General features: G+C 62.4%; 17 protein-coding genes. 4 read left to right on the top strand and 13 right to left on the bottom strand.

The annotated features are described in order from the left end of the window. Positions 1-4 precede the first annotated feature (4 nt). The gene (locus H0274_RS01480) at positions 5-919 is read right to left on the bottom strand and encodes an alpha/beta hydrolase (RefSeq protein ID WP_226792510.1); all 915 of its coding nucleotides are present in this window, start codon (positions 917-919) and stop codon (positions 5-7) included. A 242-nt stretch (positions 920-1161) separates the two neighbouring features. On the opposite strand from H0274_RS01480, the gene H0274_RS01485 reads away from it, so the two are divergent. From H0274_RS01485 to H0274_RS01495, 3 genes are all read left to right on the top strand, one after another. Beyond that, on the top strand, positions 1162-2451 hold the full coding sequence (locus tag H0274_RS01485) for an adenylosuccinate synthase (RefSeq protein ID WP_226792512.1): 1290 nt from the start codon (positions 1162-1164) through the stop codon (positions 2449-2451). Positions 2452-2487: 36 nt separating this feature from the next. Beyond that, positions 2488-2979 (top strand): L,D-transpeptidase family protein, encoded by a 492-nt coding sequence (locus tag H0274_RS01490; protein WP_413463468.1) that lies wholly within the window; start codon positions 2488-2490, stop codon positions 2977-2979. A gap of 82 nt (positions 2980-3061) precedes the next feature. Beyond that, positions 3062-4078 (top strand): helix-turn-helix domain-containing protein, encoded by a 1017-nt coding sequence (locus tag H0274_RS01495; RefSeq protein WP_226792516.1) that lies wholly within the window; start codon positions 3062-3064, stop codon positions 4076-4078. A 67-nt stretch (positions 4079-4145) separates the two neighbouring features. On the opposite strand, the gene H0274_RS01500 is transcribed toward H0274_RS01495, so the two are convergent. From H0274_RS01500 to H0274_RS01535, 8 genes are all read right to left on the bottom strand, one after another. Next, positions 4146-5123, bottom strand: a complete 978-nt coding sequence (locus H0274_RS01500) for a quinone oxidoreductase family protein (RefSeq protein WP_226792520.1) — start codon at positions 5121-5123, stop codon at positions 4146-4148. A gap of 103 nt (positions 5124-5226) precedes the next feature. Next, entirely contained in the window at positions 5227-6117 is an 891-nt protein-coding gene (locus tag H0274_RS01505) for a LysR family transcriptional regulator (RefSeq protein ID WP_226792523.1), read from the bottom strand. A gap of 45 nt (positions 6118-6162) precedes the next feature. Beyond that, a complete protein-coding gene (locus H0274_RS01510) occupies positions 6163-6966 on the bottom strand; it encodes a lipid II flippase Amj family protein (RefSeq protein ID WP_226792525.1) in 804 nt (267 codons plus the stop codon). Positions 6967-7038: 72 nt separating this feature from the next. Then, a complete protein-coding gene (locus H0274_RS01515; RefSeq protein WP_226792527.1) occupies positions 7039-7818 on the bottom strand; it encodes a sulfite exporter TauE/SafE family protein in 780 nt (259 codons plus the stop codon). A 32-nt stretch (positions 7819-7850) separates the two neighbouring features. After that, positions 7851-10340, bottom strand: a complete 2490-nt coding sequence (locus H0274_RS01520) for a TonB-dependent receptor (RefSeq protein ID WP_226792530.1) — start codon at positions 10338-10340, stop codon at positions 7851-7853. Between the two features lie 147 nt (positions 10341-10487). Beyond that, on the bottom strand, positions 10488-10679 hold the full coding sequence (locus H0274_RS01525; protein WP_226792533.1) for a YezD family protein: 192 nt from the start codon (positions 10677-10679) through the stop codon (positions 10488-10490). A gap of 110 nt (positions 10680-10789) precedes the next feature. Further along, positions 10790-11248, bottom strand: coding sequence for an RrF2 family transcriptional regulator (locus tag H0274_RS01530; RefSeq protein ID WP_226792536.1), 459 nt, complete (start codon positions 11246-11248; stop codon positions 10790-10792). Positions 11249-11319: 71 nt separating this feature from the next. Next, positions 11320-13065 carry an SLC13 family permease gene (locus tag H0274_RS01535; RefSeq protein WP_226792539.1) on the bottom strand — a complete coding sequence of 582 codons (1746 nt, stop codon included), beginning with the start codon at positions 13063-13065 and terminating at the stop codon, positions 11320-11322. A 260-nt stretch (positions 13066-13325) separates the two neighbouring features. On the opposite strand from H0274_RS01535, the gene H0274_RS01540 reads away from it, so the two are divergent. Then, on the top strand, positions 13326-13988 hold the full coding sequence (locus H0274_RS01540; RefSeq protein ID WP_226792545.1) for an RBBP9/YdeN family alpha/beta hydrolase: 663 nt from the start codon (positions 13326-13328) through the stop codon (positions 13986-13988). A 261-nt stretch (positions 13989-14249) separates the two neighbouring features. Here H0274_RS01540 and H0274_RS15645 read toward each other — a convergent pair whose 3' ends face one another. The 4 genes from H0274_RS15645 to H0274_RS01560 are packed head-to-tail and all read right to left on the bottom strand — an operon-like array spanning position 14250 to position 16563. Continuing rightward, on the bottom strand, positions 14250-15305 hold the full coding sequence (locus H0274_RS15645; RefSeq protein ID WP_226792547.1) for a tyrosine-type recombinase/integrase: 1056 nt from the start codon (positions 15303-15305) through the stop codon (positions 14250-14252). Positions 15306-15309: 4 nt separating this feature from the next. Then, a complete protein-coding gene (locus H0274_RS15685) occupies positions 15310-15591 on the bottom strand; it encodes a helix-turn-helix domain-containing protein (protein ID WP_226792549.1) in 282 nt (93 codons plus the stop codon). Between the two features lie 10 nt (positions 15592-15601). Continuing rightward, complete coding sequence (locus tag H0274_RS01555; protein WP_226792551.1) at positions 15602-16120, bottom strand: hypothetical protein; 519 nt, start codon at positions 16118-16120, stop codon at positions 15602-15604. Further along, positions 16117-16563 carry a hypothetical protein gene (locus H0274_RS01560; protein ID WP_226792554.1) on the bottom strand — a complete coding sequence of 149 codons (447 nt, stop codon included), beginning with the start codon at positions 16561-16563 and terminating at the stop codon, positions 16117-16119. The genes H0274_RS01555 and H0274_RS01560 overlap by 4 nt, the downstream gene beginning before the upstream one ends. Positions 16564-16565: the final 2 nt, after the last annotated feature.

The following is a 16565-nucleotide window of genomic DNA, read 5'->3' on the forward strand; positions in this document are numbered from 1 at the left end:
CCGTTCAGCGGAATATCCGCTTAAGCCATTCATCCACTACGGGGGTTGCGACATAGTCCGGGTCGCCCAGGCTGCGGTTGATGGTCATGTGACCTTTCAGCCCTTTGCCGGGGAATGGTTTCACTGTCACATCGGCTCCGGCCTTGCTCAGCGCATCGGCCAGGCCATTGCTCTGGCGGATGCCATCGGCACGCTGGACATGCAGGATCAGAAAGGCAGGTGCGTTGGGCTTTGCCGCCTGCAGCGTGGGGGAGAGTGCCCTTTGCCGGGCAGGGTCCGTTCCAAAGGCAGTGCCGAACAAGTTGCCCAGCCACGGACCGCGCGCCGCTTTCATTTGCGCAGGCACATCATAGGCTGCCCCGTCGATCGGGATTACACCTGCAATGTCCCTTTCGGAAAGGCCTGCAGCCTGCAAATATGTCGGGTCGGTGCCGACCAGCGCCACCAGATGCGCGCCAGCTGAATGGCCCATCAGCACCACGCGGCTCCTGTCGATGCCAAGTGCCGAGGCTCGGTCGAGCAGCGCCTTTACCGCGCTTGCAACATCTTCCGCCTGCTGTTCAACCGTCGCCTCGGGCACTAGCCGGTAATTGATGGTCGCGAAATTATAGCCAAGCCCAGTGTAATGCGGCGCCTTGGCTTTGCCGGTGGCATTGTCCTTGTCGCCCCTTGCCCAGCCGCCGCCATGGACGAACACTACCAGCGGGGCGGGACCGCGCGTGTTTCTCGCTGCGTGGAAATCCAGCGACTGGAGCCTGTCCGTGCCATAGCTGATGGTCTGTTTCTCCCCCGTCTGGGCGGGCGCGGCGCGAGCGGCGATTTGCCGGCTGTCGCGCGATGCTGCCCAAGCCGCATCGGCAAAGGTGAGCGTGAGGCTGGAGACGAAAAGCAGGCCTGAGGCCAGCGGGATGAACTGCATGTGTCTCGTCCTTTCCTGCCCCTGTGCGCACGCTAATCCCGCAAAGCGGGCATTCCAGCCGCGAATTGTCGCGAATTGTCGTGGGGCGCCATGTGACATGGCCTTGACTCTGAGAGCCGGAAGCCATTAACGCGCCCCCGCACTGAGGAAGTATAAACTGCTTCCTCCCTGGTTTTCATCCCGTCGCCGAGTCCTGTCGAAGGGCGTAGAGGATCCACCTGGCAGGGTGGTGAGGTATAAGCATGGCTAACGTTACCGTAATCGGTGCCCAGTGGGGCGATGAAGGCAAGGGCAAGATCGTTGACTGGCTCGCCAGCCGCGCAGATGCCGTCGTGCGTTTCCAGGGCGGGCATAATGCCGGCCACACGCTGGTGGTGGGCGAAAAGGTCTACAAGCTCAGCCTGCTGCCGTCCGGCATCGTCACCGGCACGCTTTCCATTATCGGCAATGGCGTTGTGCTCGATCCCTGGGCCCTCAAGGCCGAGATCGAGAAGCTTGAAGGGCAGGGCGTCGTCATCAATGCGGATAATTTCGCAATTGCCGACAATTGCCCACTGATCCTGCCTCTGCATCGTGACCTTGACGGTCTGCGGGAAACGGCGGCCGGTTCCGGCAAGATCGGCACTACCGGTCGCGGCATTGGCCCGGCCTATGAAGACAAGGTCGGCCGCCGCGCGATCCGCGTGTGCGATCTGGATCATCTCGATTCGCTCGATTCCCAGCTCGACCGCCTCTGCGCTCACCATGATGCGTTGCGCGCGGGCTTTGGCCAGCCGCCAGTCGATCGGCAGGCGCTGCTGGACGAGCTGCGGGAAATCGCTCCCTTCGTGCTGCAATTCGCCCAGCCGGTATGGAAGCGCCTCAACACCGTGCGTAAGGCTGGCGCCCGTATCCTGTTCGAAGGGGCGCAGGGCGTGCTGCTCGACGTCGATCACGGCACCTATCCCTTCGTCACCAGCTCCAACACGGTGAGCGGCACGGCAGCCTCGGGTTCTGGCCTTGGCCCCAGCTCCACCGGTTTCGTGCTCGGTATCGTCAAGGCCTACACCACCCGCGTCGGCTCCGGCCCGTTCCCCACGGAACTGGAGGACGAAACCGGCCAGCGTCTGGGCGAAAGGGGCCATGAATTCGGCACCGTTACCGGACGCAAGCGCCGCTGCGGCTGGTTCGACGCTGTGTTGGTGCGCCAGAGCTGCGCGATTTCCGGCGTCACTGGCATCGCGCTGACCAAGCTGGACGTGTTGGACGGGTTCGAGACCGTGAAGATCTGCACCGGCTATCGCCTGCGCGGTAAGGTGCTGGATTATTTCCCCAGCCACGCCGCCGATCAGGCTGAAGTGGAGCCGATCTACGAGGAAATGGAAGGCTGGAGCGGCACCACCGCTGGCGCCCGTTCCTGGGCCGATCTTCCCGCACAGGCGATCAAATATATCCAGCGCGTGCAGGAACTGATCGAAACCCCCGTGGCGCTGGTTTCGACCAGCCCCGAGCGTGAGGATACGATCCTGGTACGGGATCCGTTTCTGGACTGATCCGGGCCCGCACTGATATTGATCCGGGCGATGTCGATGCGTATCGCCCATTGCGCCCTTGCGGGGCTCGCGCTCGCTTCCAGCGCTGCCAAGTCGGAGGAGAGCCTGCCGCCGGTCGAGCTGGTGCGGGTGGACAAATCCGCTCGGACGATCACCCTGTTCGTCGATGGCCGCGCGGTGAAGACCTATGCGGGCATTCAGCTGGGCGGTGCGCCGCAGGGCCATAAGCGTTTCGAGGGAGACGAGCGCACGCCCGAGGGGCGCTATTCCATCGACGCGCGCAATCCGCAGAGCGCCTATCACCTCTCGCTGCGCATATCCTACCCCAATGCTCGGGACAGGGCCTATGCCGCTACGCATGGCCGCTCGCCAGGCGGTGACATCTTCATTCATGGCCAGCCTAATGCGTTGCCGCTGGGCCGCCTGCCGGGCGACTGGACCGATGGCTGCATCGCCCTCTCCAATGCCGAAATGGACGAATTATGGCAGGCCATTGCTGATGGCACTCCAATAGAGATCATTCCTTAGTTGAATGTCCTTGACCTGATCTTCATTTGTTCTCACTATGTTCATAGTGGATTGAAACCGGATGGATCAGGGGACGCGTGGCATGGCTCAGGCGCAATTCGCCTATGAAGAGGCTTTCGAAGCAGAAAACGATGCGGATCGAGTGAGGCTCACCGTATCGATTTTTGCCGACCGGGTGCATGTGCGGGATGAGATTCGCGAGGATACGCTCGCGGCGGGCATGCGTGTTGGCCAGTGCGGCGATCTTGCCAGCCTGCTGGAGCGGGACGCCATCCCGCTGGGGGAAGTGGTGCTGGTCGATTGTCCGCATGTCGATGCGGTCACGCTGGCTGCGCTTGCGCGATTGGACATGAAAGCCGCGCGTTCGGTCACACAACTGGTTGTGGCGACCGGGATCGAGGCGCTGGACGATGTCTTTGGCTGTCTCGACCAATCCGGGGCACAGATTCTCGTGGCGCCGGGCAGGGCGGAGCGTGTGGTGGCGCTTGGTCGCGTGCTCGGCCACGCGGCGCAGCGGAACCTGCAGGAATTGTCGGAAGAGGATCGCATCCGCCTCATTCGTTTGTCCGAACAGGTGGAAGCGCTGGCGCAGAAGCTGGATGGCTTCAGCTTTGGCGGCGCTTCATCCGGCCACGCGGCGGGCGATGGTTCGGAAGGCAGCACTTTGCGGGTTGAGGCCGCACCTTCCTCATGGCGCGGTGGCGGCAGCGGCGATGATGGTGAGCGGATGCGGCGGGCTGTGCGTCCCGCGCTTCCCGACCCACGCCTGATCCGTCAGATCATCCGCCAGCGGCAATTGCGGGCGCGGTTCTTCGATGCGGATCTCTTCGCCGATCCTGCTTGGGATATATTGCTGGACCTCGCGGCGGCCCGTGCGGAACACAAGCGCGTTTCGGTCACATCCCTTTGCATCGCCTCAGGGGTGCCGCCCACCACGGCGCTACGCTGGATCAGCCAGATGACCGAGGCAGGTCTGCTTGTGCGGATCGAGGATGAAACGGACAGGCGCCGTGCCTTCATTGCCCTGTCGGACCGGGCAACAGAGGGAATGGCCCGTTATTTCGCCGAACTGGGCATGACTACCGCCCATCTTTCCTGAAGGTCTGGCGTGCGAGTCGTCAGATCGCGCGCCACTCCAGCACTTCGAAATCCGAACAGCCATTTCCTCAGCGCAGGTCCAGCCGGATCGTACCTGTAGTGAGGCCTTGCTCCAGGGCCAGATGTGCTGCGCGAGCATCTTCCAGCAGATAATCCGGCCCGATGTCCACCGTGAGACCTTCTATCAGCATCTGGAAGAAGGAGGCTGCGGCTGTGCGATAGCGCGCCGTATCGGAGATATAGCCCATCACACTGGGGCGAGCGATCGCGATGGAGCGTTTCGGACCGAGTTCGACAAGGGGAATATCCGGCAGGCTGCCGCTTGCCTGCCCAAGGCTGGCGACAAGGCCAAATGGCCGGACGCAATCGAGACATTGCAGCAGCATAGAGCCACCTACCCCGTCGAACATGGCATCCACGCCGAGCCCGCCGGTAAGGGCACGGACAGCGGTGGGGAAATCCTCCTGGCTGTGGACAATGACTTCTCCGGCCCCAGCCGCCCTTGCGCGCTCCACCTTGGCAGGGTTGCCGACAATTCCGATCACATCCGCCCCCAGTCGGCTTGCCCAGCGGCACAACATGGTACCTAGGCCGCCTGCCGCGGCAGTTACTGCGATCCGGCTGCCCGGGCCCGTCCGGGTTACCTCATGGAGCAGCATGTGGGTGGTCAGGCCGCGCAGCAGTGCCCCGGCAAGCAGGCGGTCCGGAAGGCGCGCGGGGATAGCGAGAAGGCGCGCTGCCGGGATTATGCGGGCCTGTGCATAGCCGCCCATCGGCAATCCTGCCCAGGCAACGCGCTGGCCGGGTTTGAAGTCCAGTACGCCGGGCCCCACTCGCTCGACAACGCCGACTGCCTCTACGCCGGGCGTAGCTGGTAGGGAGGGCACGCTATAGAGGCCCGTTCGATGATAGATGTCGAGGAAATTGACGCCTGCGAAATTCTGTCTGATGCGCACTTCACCCGGGCCGGGTTCCCCCGTTTCAATCTCTTCGTGCATCAGCACGTCAGCCGCGCCGGTACTGTGAAAGCGAATAGTGCGATCCATCGTCGTTCTCCAGTTTGGAGACCGAGAATTAGGCCGGGCAGCAGGCCTTGCCGATCCGGAGATCGTGCAGACATAATGTGCAAAATTGCACAGGTTGGAGGGATCAATCTTGCGGGTCGAGAAGTGCGCGGCTGGCGGTGATTGCTTCCGCCAGATAATCGAATGCAACTCTGATGCGGGGGGATCGTCGCAGGTCGGGGTGAACCAGCAGCCAGATATCGCGTGTGGCGCCGGCTGCGTCCACTGGGATCCGGGTGAGTCGTTCGTCACCGTCCCCGATGAAGCGTGGCAACGCGGCCATGCCCATTCCCTGGGCCGCCGCCGCGTGGAGTGCGGCCAGATCGTTTGAGCGGAAGGCTATCCGGCGGCCTCGCGCGACCGAATGAAGCCATTTCTGCTGCGGAACATTATCCAGGCTGTCGTCATAGGCGAGAAATTCCCGCTCGGCGTCGCTGGCATTGGCAAGATAGGCGGGCGTGGCATAAAGGCCATAGGCCAGCTTGCCCACCAGTCGCGCGATAGTTGAGGATTCCTGGGGGCGAGACAAGCGGATGGCGATATCTGCATCCCGGCGGAAAAGGTTGATCGCCGTGCTCTCCCCCGCCAGCTCAATCTCGAGACGAGGATGCAATTGGCGGAGGGAGGCAAGTCGGGGGGCGATGAAGCACGCGGCGAATACGGGAGGCGCAGAAATCCTGACCTTCCCCTCTATGGATGGCGCTCCAGCTTCAACCTGTCGGAGCAGGGCGTGGACCTCTTCCTCCACTCGCTGCGCATGTACGACTGCCTGTTCGCCTTGCGGGGTGAGAATGAAGCCGCCAGCCTGCCGTTCGAACAGGCGAGTGCCAAGCGCCTGCTCAAGTGCGGCGACCCTGCGCGAAACGGTAGTATGTTCCGCCTTGACCTCCCGTGCTGCGCCGGAAAGGGTGCCATGCCGCGCGAGGGCCAGAAGATAGCGAAGGTCAGCCCAGTTGATCATTGTGCCATTCTGCACAGATACAGCCTGGCTGGCTAGCCCGCTCGCAGCAAGTGGGCCTGCTCAGACGTAGTTGGAAATCCAGGCGACCGCGGTGGCGGCGGGCAGGAACAGCAATTGAGCCAGCACGGTTCCAGCCAGGCGGCTGGCGGAAATCCATACGATGACGCGCCGGAAGCCCGCTTCACTGACCCGGCCTTCGGCGGCATCGTCGGTGATGACCGAAAGATGCGGATCGATGAAGGCGAACAGCAGGATTGTGGCGAAACCGTTGATTACTGCAGAAAGTTGGGACGCTGTGACGCGATATTCAGGATTGAGATAGCCGGCATAGATCGATGCGAAGACGCCGACGGCAAGGATAGCTTGTGCCAGGCAATTGGCGATCACGATCCCCCAGCCAAGCTCGGCGGGCTTGGCGAAGGGGCGCAGGCTGGCAGTGTGCGGAGCGGCGAGCGACTGCCACATTACTCGCATTCCCGAGGGCGAGGCGCTGTGCAGAAGCAGTCGCCCGACCGAGCGGGAGCGCTGCAGCTGGCCGATGGCGTGCGAGAACATCCGCTGGGCTGTCGGTACAAGCAGAATGCCCAGCAGCACGGCGATACTGGCCGAGGCGAGCATCAGGTGGAAGTCCCCCTGCAGCCGGGCATTGCCGCCATGGGCAATGGCGTTCTCGATCCGCTTGGCCACGAGCGGGCCGAGCAGGCCGTTAGACAGTCGCGACACCAGAATGAGGATATTGAACAGCGCAAAGCTCATGGCGATGCGCCGCGTGCGCACCCCGGCGATTCTCGCGGCATAGGCCAGCGCGCCGATCAGGTTGATCACCCCCGTGAGCACGCAAATCACAATCAGCTGGACGTCCATGCCGGCTTAACCCCGTGTCCTTGCGCTACCCTGAAGGATTGGTCCTCAAAGATCGGCCCTAGAAGATCGGCTCTAGAAGATCGGCCACGCCTTGATAATGCTGAACAGGCTGGTGGCGATCAGCACGAGAGAGACTGCTGCGAGCAGAAACCGGGGATTGAGCCTTTTGGCGAAGATCGCCCCGAAGGGAGCCGCTGCGACACCGCCGATGATCAGGCCGATGACGGCATGGGTGAAGGCCGCAAGCCCCAGCGTGCCGAGGAAGGTGATCGAGATCGTGAGAGTGATCAGGAATTCGGCCGAATTGACCGTGCCCACCGTCTTGCGCGGATCGCTGCCCTGCACCAGCAGGTTGGACGTAACTACCGGCCCCCAGCCGCCGCCGCCCGCCGCATCGAGGAAGCCCCCGGTCAGGGCGAGAGGCGCGGTGGCTTTCGGGTCCTTGAAATGCGGATCGGGATCGTGGCGAACCGCCTTGTAAAGCAGATAGAAGCCGATCACGGTGAGATAGGCCATTACAAAGGGCTTGGCCGCGCTGGCATCGATGCTGGAGAGCAGATAGGCCCCCGAGACACCGCCGATGATGCCTGCGGGCACCAGGCGCCAGAACAGCTTCCAGTCGACATTGCGATGGATGATGTGGCTGGTGCCCGATGCCCCGGTGGTGAAGACCTCCACCAGATGGACGCTGGCCGATGCGGTGGCGGGCGGAACGCCCAGCACCGCGACCAGCATCGTCTGCGTCAATACGCCGAAGGCCATGCCGAGTGCACCATCCACCAGCTGGGCTACGAAGCCCACCGCGATGAAGGGCAATATGTCGGCAAGGCCGATCGACGAAATATCGAACATGAGGTCGTCCTCTCTGTTTCAGCCCAGCGCGATCAGAAATCGAACCTGACCGTACCGCCCCAGGTGCGCGGATCGCCAGGGATGCCGGCAATCAGGCCCGTATTGGCAGGCGCGACCAGCAGCTGATCGAAGTAGTTGGTGTCGAAGGCGTTGCGTACCCAGCCATAGATGCTGAAGCCATCGCCGGCGCGGAAACCCGCACGGAAGTTGGTGATCGTATATCCATCGATCCAAGTATAGATCGAAGGCGTGGGGTTCGAAGAGAATTTTGAACGATAGCTCACGTCCACCCCGGCAAACACCTCACCTTCCTTGCCGAAGACACTGGCAGGCGTATTGGCCTCGGCCCCGGCCGAGAACGACCATTTGGAAACGCCGGGCAGGACACTGCCGGAAGCATCCACATAGGGCGGGCTCTTGTTGGTTCCGGTGAGCGGCACGCCGGGTGCGCCGATGGGCTCGATGATGTTGCCGTTGATGTCGATCGCCGCGCTCGTGCTGCTGCCGCTGGTATATTCGGGCGGGGGCGGGGCCTTGGTGAACTTGGTATAGGTCGCGTCAGTATAGGCGCCGCTGGCATAGAAGCTCAGCCGTTCGCTCGGACGCAGCTGGAAGTCGGCTTCGATACCCTGGCTGCGGGCCTGTTCGGCATTGGCGATATAGGGGCGCACGAGGCCTGGATCGCGGGTAGAGATCAGGCTGGCCTGGAAATCGTCGATTACGGTGCGATAGACCGACAGATTGAAGGTGGCCTTACGATCCAGGAACTGAGTCTTCAGGCCCGCCTCATAGTGATTGATCGACTCCGGCTTGGCCGTCGCCAGATCGAGCTGCGGAACGCCATTAAGCGCCGGCACGCCGTTCTGGTTGAGGCCGAAGGTCTTGAAGCTCTTGGCATAGGTTCCGTACAGCAGGATATCGGGAGCAAGCTGGTAACTGGCGGTGACGTCGTAGCTGAAATTCCAGTCGGAGCCGCTGGGTTCGATGTGTTGCGGGGCGAAGATGCTGCGCTGATCGGTGCGGATCTGCCCGCCGCCGGTTGCGGGAACCAGCACACCCTGGCCGTCATAGACGACGCGATCGTAGAGACCTTCCTTCTTGTCGTAATTGAGGCGAATGCCCGGCTGGATCTTGAAGCCGTCCGCAATTTCATAGCTGACCTGCGCGAAGGCGGCGAGGCTGGTGCTCTTGAGGTACTGCGTGTTGTAGGCGGTAAGTCCTTCGAGAACGGCCGGATTGTTCCGATTGGCGCCGGAGAGGTTGTAATAGCTCGAATCCGCGCCCTGCACTTCGGTGCCCTGCGTGTCGATCCGCTGATAGAAGGCGAAGGCGCCCAGCACGAAGTCCAGACGGCTGCTGGAGAAATTGTAGCGCAATTCCTGCGAATACTGGTTCTGCTGCGAGGGGTTCTGCGACTTGCGAACTACGTCGAGGCCGGAATAATCGCGATCGTTCTCGGGCTTCCAATCCCAGAAACGCCAGGCTGTGATCGAGGTCACCGTGCTCTTGTCGTCGATTTCCCACACCGCCTTCAGCGAGGCGCCGCCGGTGATGTTGCCGGCATTCAGAGTGGCATCGACGTCAGTCAGGCGATCGAACGGATTGGTGCTGGGCGGCGCGTAGCCCAGTGCCGTCGCAATGGCGGGGAACTGGCGGTTCGCGGCCTTTTGAGTGGCGCCATATTTGACAAAGACAGTGCCACAGCATTCTGGATCCTGCGTGCTGTAGTCACCCGACAGGGTGATATCCAGATTGCTGGTCGGCCGGAATAGCAACTGGCCGCGGATGCCCAGATTGTCCTGAGCGTTGATGTAATTGCCGGTTGTGACGTTATAGATCGTACCGCGACGGCTGGTCGAGGACCCGGCAAGGCGCACTGCGATATTCTTGGTGAGCGGGCCCGAAACCGCCACTTTCGCCTGACGGAAATTGTAATTGCCCAGCGTCAGTTCGGCGCTGCCTTCAAAGTCGAACGTCGGCTGGTTGGTTCGGATATTGATTGCGCCAGCCGTGGTGTTCTTGCCGTACAGTGTGCCCTGCGGGCCACGCAGCACTTCGACCTGGTTGACGTCGAGGAAGTCAAACACTGCCGAGGCGGGCCGGGAGTAGTATACGTCGTCCACATAGATGCCGACGCCCTGCTCGAACCCGTCATTGGTCAGGCCGAAGGGCACGCCGATACCACGGATGTTCACCGAGGTATTGCGCGGATTTTGCGAATAGACCTGCAGGGTGGGGGTGAGCTGCTGCACCTTGTAGATGCTGGACGCGCCCGTGTCGTTGATTGAGCGCTGATCAAGCACCGAGATTGCAAGGGGGACTTCTTGGGCCTGTTCGTTGCGGCGGCGGGCGGTGATGATAATGGTATTTTCGGGGTAATTCCCGTCATTTTGGACGCTGGCAGTAGCCGTCGAGGCGGCAGAGGGAAGAGCGGGGGCCTCTGCATGGGCGGGAAGGGCGAAAAGCGCGCCTGCGGCGGAGCCGGCAAGCAGGGCTGCGCGTGAAACTGCGCGAGAGATCATGTGCTTCCTCCTGTTGGATACACGATGCCTCCGGCGGTCCGGTTGGCCGTGCCATTCTGGTTTGTCTGTTTCTGGCATGATGAGAGTGGCCGCCGACGGGCACCTTCAAGGCGGTTGCGCGCAGGCGGGTTGCGGATATGCGAGGGCTTAGCCGCCTATGAGCCGACGCTTCTCGGTCACGTCGATCTGGACGACGCGGCCTTCGTGAACCGTGATCGATACACTGCCGAAGCGCAGGCTCGCCAATGCGTCGCGAACGCTGGCGAGGCCTTCTTCCAGCAGGCGCTGTGCGTCGGACACAGGCCGGGCGCCGGGCTGAGAGCTGGTGCTGGACGTCATGTCAGGGCTCCGTTCAAATGGGATGGTAAAGGCGTGTTACAGCCGTCATCCCGGAATACCCCATAATGTCTATCTAACTGGTAGGGATAAGCAAGAGCGATTCTTTCGCCCTATCCTGCCCGGCGCACTTCATGGCCCGGTTCGACGCCGTAAGGATTGTTGTGCAGGGCATCCGCCAAGGTGCGGCTGTCCAGCACCTGGCGGCTGGCATCATAGGCCCGGCCGAACTCTCGGCGGATTTCGCAAGCGGCTTCGCTCACGCAATCCTCGCAGCGGCGATAGGCGTTGCGGGAAAGGCAGGGCAGGGGCGCCAGCGGCCCTTCGAACAGGCGCAGCACTTCCCCGAAACTAACGGTATCTGCTGGGCGAAGCATCACATATCCGCCACTTTTGCCCCGGCGGCTGTCCAATATTCCGGCCTTTTTCAGATCCAGCAAAATCTGTTCGAGGAACTTGTGGGGAATGGAATGGGTCCGGGCGATCTCCGCACTCGTCAGGGCTTCCCCTTCCGGCTGGGAAGCGATCGCGAGCAATGCGCGGAAGGCATATTTGGCTTTATTGGAGATCATTGAAACGGCCCTTGCGCTTTCCCTAGCGGTTTAGTCGGCATTTAGGCTGGGATATGAATTCTATCAACCCCTCAGCCCTCCAGCAGCCAGCCGAGCACCGGAATCGCGGTCAGCAGGCAGACTGCCAGCAGGGGCGCGCCGAATCGCGGGAAGTCCCGGAAGCGATAACCGGCCGCCCCCATCACCACCGTGTTGTTGTGATGGCCAAAGGGGGTGAGGAAATCGAGCGAGGCACCGATCGCTACCGCCATTAGCAACGGCTCCACCGGAACGCCCGTGCGTGTGGCCAGCCCCGCCGCAATCGGGCTGAGGATGATCGCGGTGGAGACATTGTCGATAAAGGGCGTGATGATCACCGCCAGCAGCAGGATGATCGCGGCGACCATAAGGGGGGAGAATGCCGGCAGATATCCGGCTATCTCATTGGCAATTATACGCGCAGCGCCGGTATCCTCTACCGCGAGGCCCAGCGGTATCATGCAGGCCAGCAGGATTACGCTGGACCAGTTGATGTCCTGAAAGGCGGCGCGCAGGTTCAGGCTCCCAATCAGCGCAAGGGCAAGCACCACTGCACCAAAGGCGATTTCCGCCGGGACGAAGTTGAAGGCTGTGGCCAGCACGCCGCATGCGAAAATTCCGACGCCAATGGCCGCACCGCGTCGGGGAGAAGCTTGGCGGCGGCTCGAAAGCGGCAGCAGCGCGCAATCGGCAACCGCCTCGCGGATTGCCTCCCGCTCGCCGCTCAACACCAGCACATCGCCCGTGCCGACCATCAGATCCTCGAAACGGCCTTCCACACGGTGCCTGCGACTGGCAAGGCCAACCACGCGCACGCCGAGATCTGCGAAGGCGATGACGTCTCCAACCCTGGAGCCGATGACAAGGCTTTCCGGCATGACCACCGCCTCGATCCGTTCGGAAGAGCCGTTGCTCTCGCGGTCATTTGCGAGATGGAGAACCTCATCCTCGCGCAGCTGGTCCAGCTGGGCCATGCTTCCTTCCACCAGCACGATGTCTCCGACTGTCAGCACGATGTCATTGCGTCGGGAGAAGACATGCGCGCCGTTGCGGAACACGCCATGGATGGTGATTTCGTGACGGGCTTCGGCATCGGGCAGCGGCACGCCCGAGAGCGCTGAGCCTGCCGGTATCTCGAATTCGCCCAGAAAGTCGGATGGGCCCGATGCAAAAGGTGCCGCGGCAGGCTCCATGTTTCGGAAATAGCGCGGGGCAGCGATCAATATCCAGGCGAGGCCCGCCAGAGCCACGGGGCCGCCCAGCAGCGCGAGTTCGAAATAGCCCATCCCTCGACCGGTTTCCTGCACGACCCATTGGTTGACGATGAGGTTGGCGGGCGTGCCGGTGAGCGACCAGGTACCGGTGAGCAGGGTCGCAAAGGAGAGAGGCATCAGCATTCGCCCCGGCGCGATGTTCAAGCGGGCGCAGACCGACAGCGTAACCGGGAACATCAGCGCCAGCGCGCCGATATTGTTCATGAAGATCGAAACAAACGCGCCCACGCCGCACAATATCGCCAGCACGGCGGTGGGGTTCTGGGTCCGCACGAGAATTCGCCGTGCAAAATTGTCCACGGCCCGGCTGGAAGAGAGAGCCGATACGATCAGCAGCACTTCCACCACGGTGACCACCGCCGGGGTGGCAAATCCGGTGAATACCTCGCGGGCCGGCACCACGCCGAACAGGAACCCGGCGGCCAGACCTGCCATGGCGACCAGCTCCACCCGCACTCTTTCAGTGGCATAGGCGGCCAGCATCACCAGCAGGATGCCAACGATCACGAGCTGATCGAAATTCATGCCGTTCCCCGAACCTGCCTTGCGACCTGTCTAGCGGCGGATTTACCTGGCGTCATTCCCCCTCGACAAACTGGGGTGATAGTTTGCGTTTCATCGCAAGCAGCTTTCACTCTGGCTTCCGCCGGTATGAAGGCTCTTGATCATTAATCCCTATTAAATAAGTAGGGATATAGGGCGGAGTGGTTCCGTCACTCGATTCATAGGCCGATACCTGGGCGACAACGCCAAGTGTCGTGTTCCCTCCAGAACAGGAGCGTATCATGACCTTTCCCGCAAAATCCTTCCGGCAAGCCCCGCTGATCCTGACCGTGCCCGGCCTCGGCAATAGCGGGCCGACGCATTGGCAAAGCATCTGGGAACGTGAACGCAGCGATTGCCGCCGCGTGGAGCTCGGCATGTGGGACCGGCCGCATCGCAATACCTGGGTCAACAAGCTGAACAGTGCGATTGCCGAAGCGGATCGCCCGGTGGTGCTGGTGGCGCATAGTCTGGGCTGCCATGCAGTTGCCTGGTGGAATGCGCTCGAACAGCCGGGCGAAAACAGCAAGGTGGTTGGCGCCCTGCTGGTCGCGCCGCCAGTGGTGGAAGGCAGCGCGCTCGACAGTCGCCTGACACAATTTGCTCCCCTCGTGAGAGAGCGGCTGCCGTTCCCTTCAATTCTGGCGACCAGTCAGGACGATCCCTATGTATCCTTCGGTCATGCGCGCAAAATGGCGCGGGCCTGGGGCAGCAGGCTGGTGGATGCGGGCTGGGTGGGGCATATCAATGCCAGCTCGGGCATCGCGAACTGGCCGTTTGGCCTCCATCTGCTCAACCGGCTGTTGTGGTTCATCGCCGATCCCTATCCGATGGCGCTCTATTCACAAGAGCCGCCGCGTCCGCGCAGCAGCCAGGATATTTCGCTGGGCCCCGATCCTGTCTGAGCATTACGGTGAGAGCGCCGGAAATTTCTGCATGTCCCATGGCACGGACAGATCCGCGACGTCGCCGGTCCGTTCGGGACTATGTTGGGACTCTTGATTTCGTTCTGGCTATTTACTCCCGTCCGTTCCGCAAACGCCACGGTTGACGGGGCGGGAAAATCGCTTAGAGGCGCGGGTTCCGAGTGATCGGGCGGTTAGCTCAGTTGGTAGAGCATCTCGTTTACACGGCGACTGGCTGTGTGGCGGTGAGCCGCAGGAAAGCTAGGCTTTTCGCTTCTCATTTTTGGTTTGGTCGGGACTATGTCGGGACTCGCTTGCATCGAGCGCGTTGCGGACGTCTTCGTCCAGAACGTGGGCATAGCGCAGGGTCGTTTCGATCCTGCGATGCTTCAACGCTTCTTTCGCGGCGGCCAGCGATCCGGTGGCGCGCACGATGCGGGTGCCGCGCGTGTGGCGCAGATCGTGCAGGCGAAAGGCGTCGATCCTGGCGGCCGTCAAAGCTTCTTCGAAGGGCTTGCGCAGGGCAGTGGGGGTCAGCGGGTATCGTTGCCCCTTGCGGCGCTTCTCCCGGCTCTGCTGGCAGACATAGGTGAACACGAAAGGCCCGATCACGGGTTGCCGTGCGATGATCTCCACCAGTGTGGTGGTTAGGGGGCGCACCACTATGTCGCCGCCCTTGATCTGGGTGACTGCCTGTTTGCGCGGAAGGTTCACATCGGACCAACGCAGGCCCAGCACCTCGCCACGGCGCCAGCCTGATTTCAGGATGAAATTCACCGCGTCGGCCACATCTTCGCGCAGGTGCTTGAACAGCCGTTCTTCTTCATCAAGACCCAGCTCGCGCGGCGGCTTACGCGGCACCTTCAGGGTGAGCTGCGCCCAATCCGGCATTTCTCCAATGTCGTATTTGGTGCGGTGCGCATGCCGCCACACGGACCGGGCGTTTTCCACCTCGCGGTTGACAGTGGCGTTCGATCGGTTGTCCCGCCGGGCGGCGAAATAGATCTGCAGTTCGCGCTGGGTGATCTGAGACAGCAATTTGCCCTGGCCAAGGCCGGTCACCAGCGCGGTCAGCATATATTTGATGGTGGGCCAGCTGGGCAGCAGTTCCGCGTGGTCCTGATACAGGCTGGCCGCTTCGTTCAATGTAATCGGCGGCCGGCCGGGATCGGGCATGGCGGCGCGCTGGCGTTCCCGGCGTTCGAAAGCCTCGGCCGCGCGCTTGGTATCGCAGCCGGTCGATCCGTAATAGCGGCGGCCACGGAACTGGAAATCATAGTGAAAGTGCGGTTTGCCCTTGGGCTTATAGACGCTCACCGCGTCACCGCCGCGTGTTGCGCACCGTGAATGGAACGATCACGCCGGAGCGTTTCGAGGGTTTGGAGGAGCGGGCTGTGGGCCTGTTCGGCGGGCATGGTTGCTGGACCTGTCGGAGCGATGCGACGTAAGATTCGAGATCGTCCATCGTGTAGCGAACGGATCGCCCGATCAAGACGTAGTGCAGAAGGCCCGCCTGCCGGGCCTTGCGCAACGTCCTGGGCGAAAGGCGAAGCGCCGCTGCCGCTTCAGCCTCGGTCAGCAAGATGGGTGGTGGGGCGCTCATGGCAGATCGTTCACGCTGCCTTCCGGATCTGCGCGTTCTGCAATGCCGCCAGCCTTTCCCCGCGTGTGGGGTGGCCGGCGGCGCGGCAGTTTTCGTGGATACGGCGGGCGCGTTCGCGCGCGTGGTGGTAGTGGCAGAAGAAGGTTCGTTCGCGCTCTGCCCACCAGCGCATGGCGCAGATGGCTTCGCCCTGGCGCTGGTCGGCCGGGAAGAGCGAGCCGCCTTCATTGGCGGCGAAGTCGATCCATCGTTCCACTGCGATATCCAGCGCCTTCATTCGCTGTTCGAGCGTGTTGCAGTCGGCGGGTTCGCCGTCGCCATAGGCGATCCAGTGCCAGTCCCTGGCGATCGCGCGCCAGGCGAGCAGATCGGCGCGGGCATTCTCGGCCGAGATCCGGCCCGCCTTCACCAGATCGGGATAGGAGGCATAGCGGCGCTGGTAGGCGGCCTGTGCCTCGGCTGCCAGATCGTCCCAATCATCCTTGGCCGCGTCCACATTCTGCAGCCGGGGGTGGCTCCAGTCTTTCATCGGCCATACGCTTTGCCGATTGCCGGGATCGAGCCGGGCCGTTCGGCCAGGGCAGCGAGGTTTTGCAGTTCGCGGGCCATTTCGCGGGCTTGCGCGGGGGTCAGGAAGAAGCCCAGCGGCAGCCAGCGCATCAGCGCCTGTTCCGGGCTCATGGCGATATGGAAGGCGCCATCCGGCTGCTTTTCAAGATAGAGAGCGAAGGCGCTGCTGCGCGCTTGTGGCGAGGGCGCGTTGGGGTTGGGCCGACAATCCGGGCAGAGCAATTTTGCAGCATCACCATCACGGCTACCGGGAATGAACTGCCAACCTGCGGGCCGCTCGCAGCGCGGGGAGTGGTTTTGCACGCCGCATCCGCCGCAGATGAAGGAGAATGTGAAGGCCGTCCGGCAATCGCCCTTGGCGAAGTCCAGGCCAATGAAGTTGGAGTGGGAGGGGGCAGACACGG

It is taken from the genome of Fulverythrobacter ferritrahens (genome assembly GCF_020539485.1).
GTDB classification, from domain to species: domain Bacteria; phylum Pseudomonadota; class Alphaproteobacteria; order Sphingomonadales; family Sphingomonadaceae; genus Andeanibacterium; species Andeanibacterium ferritrahens.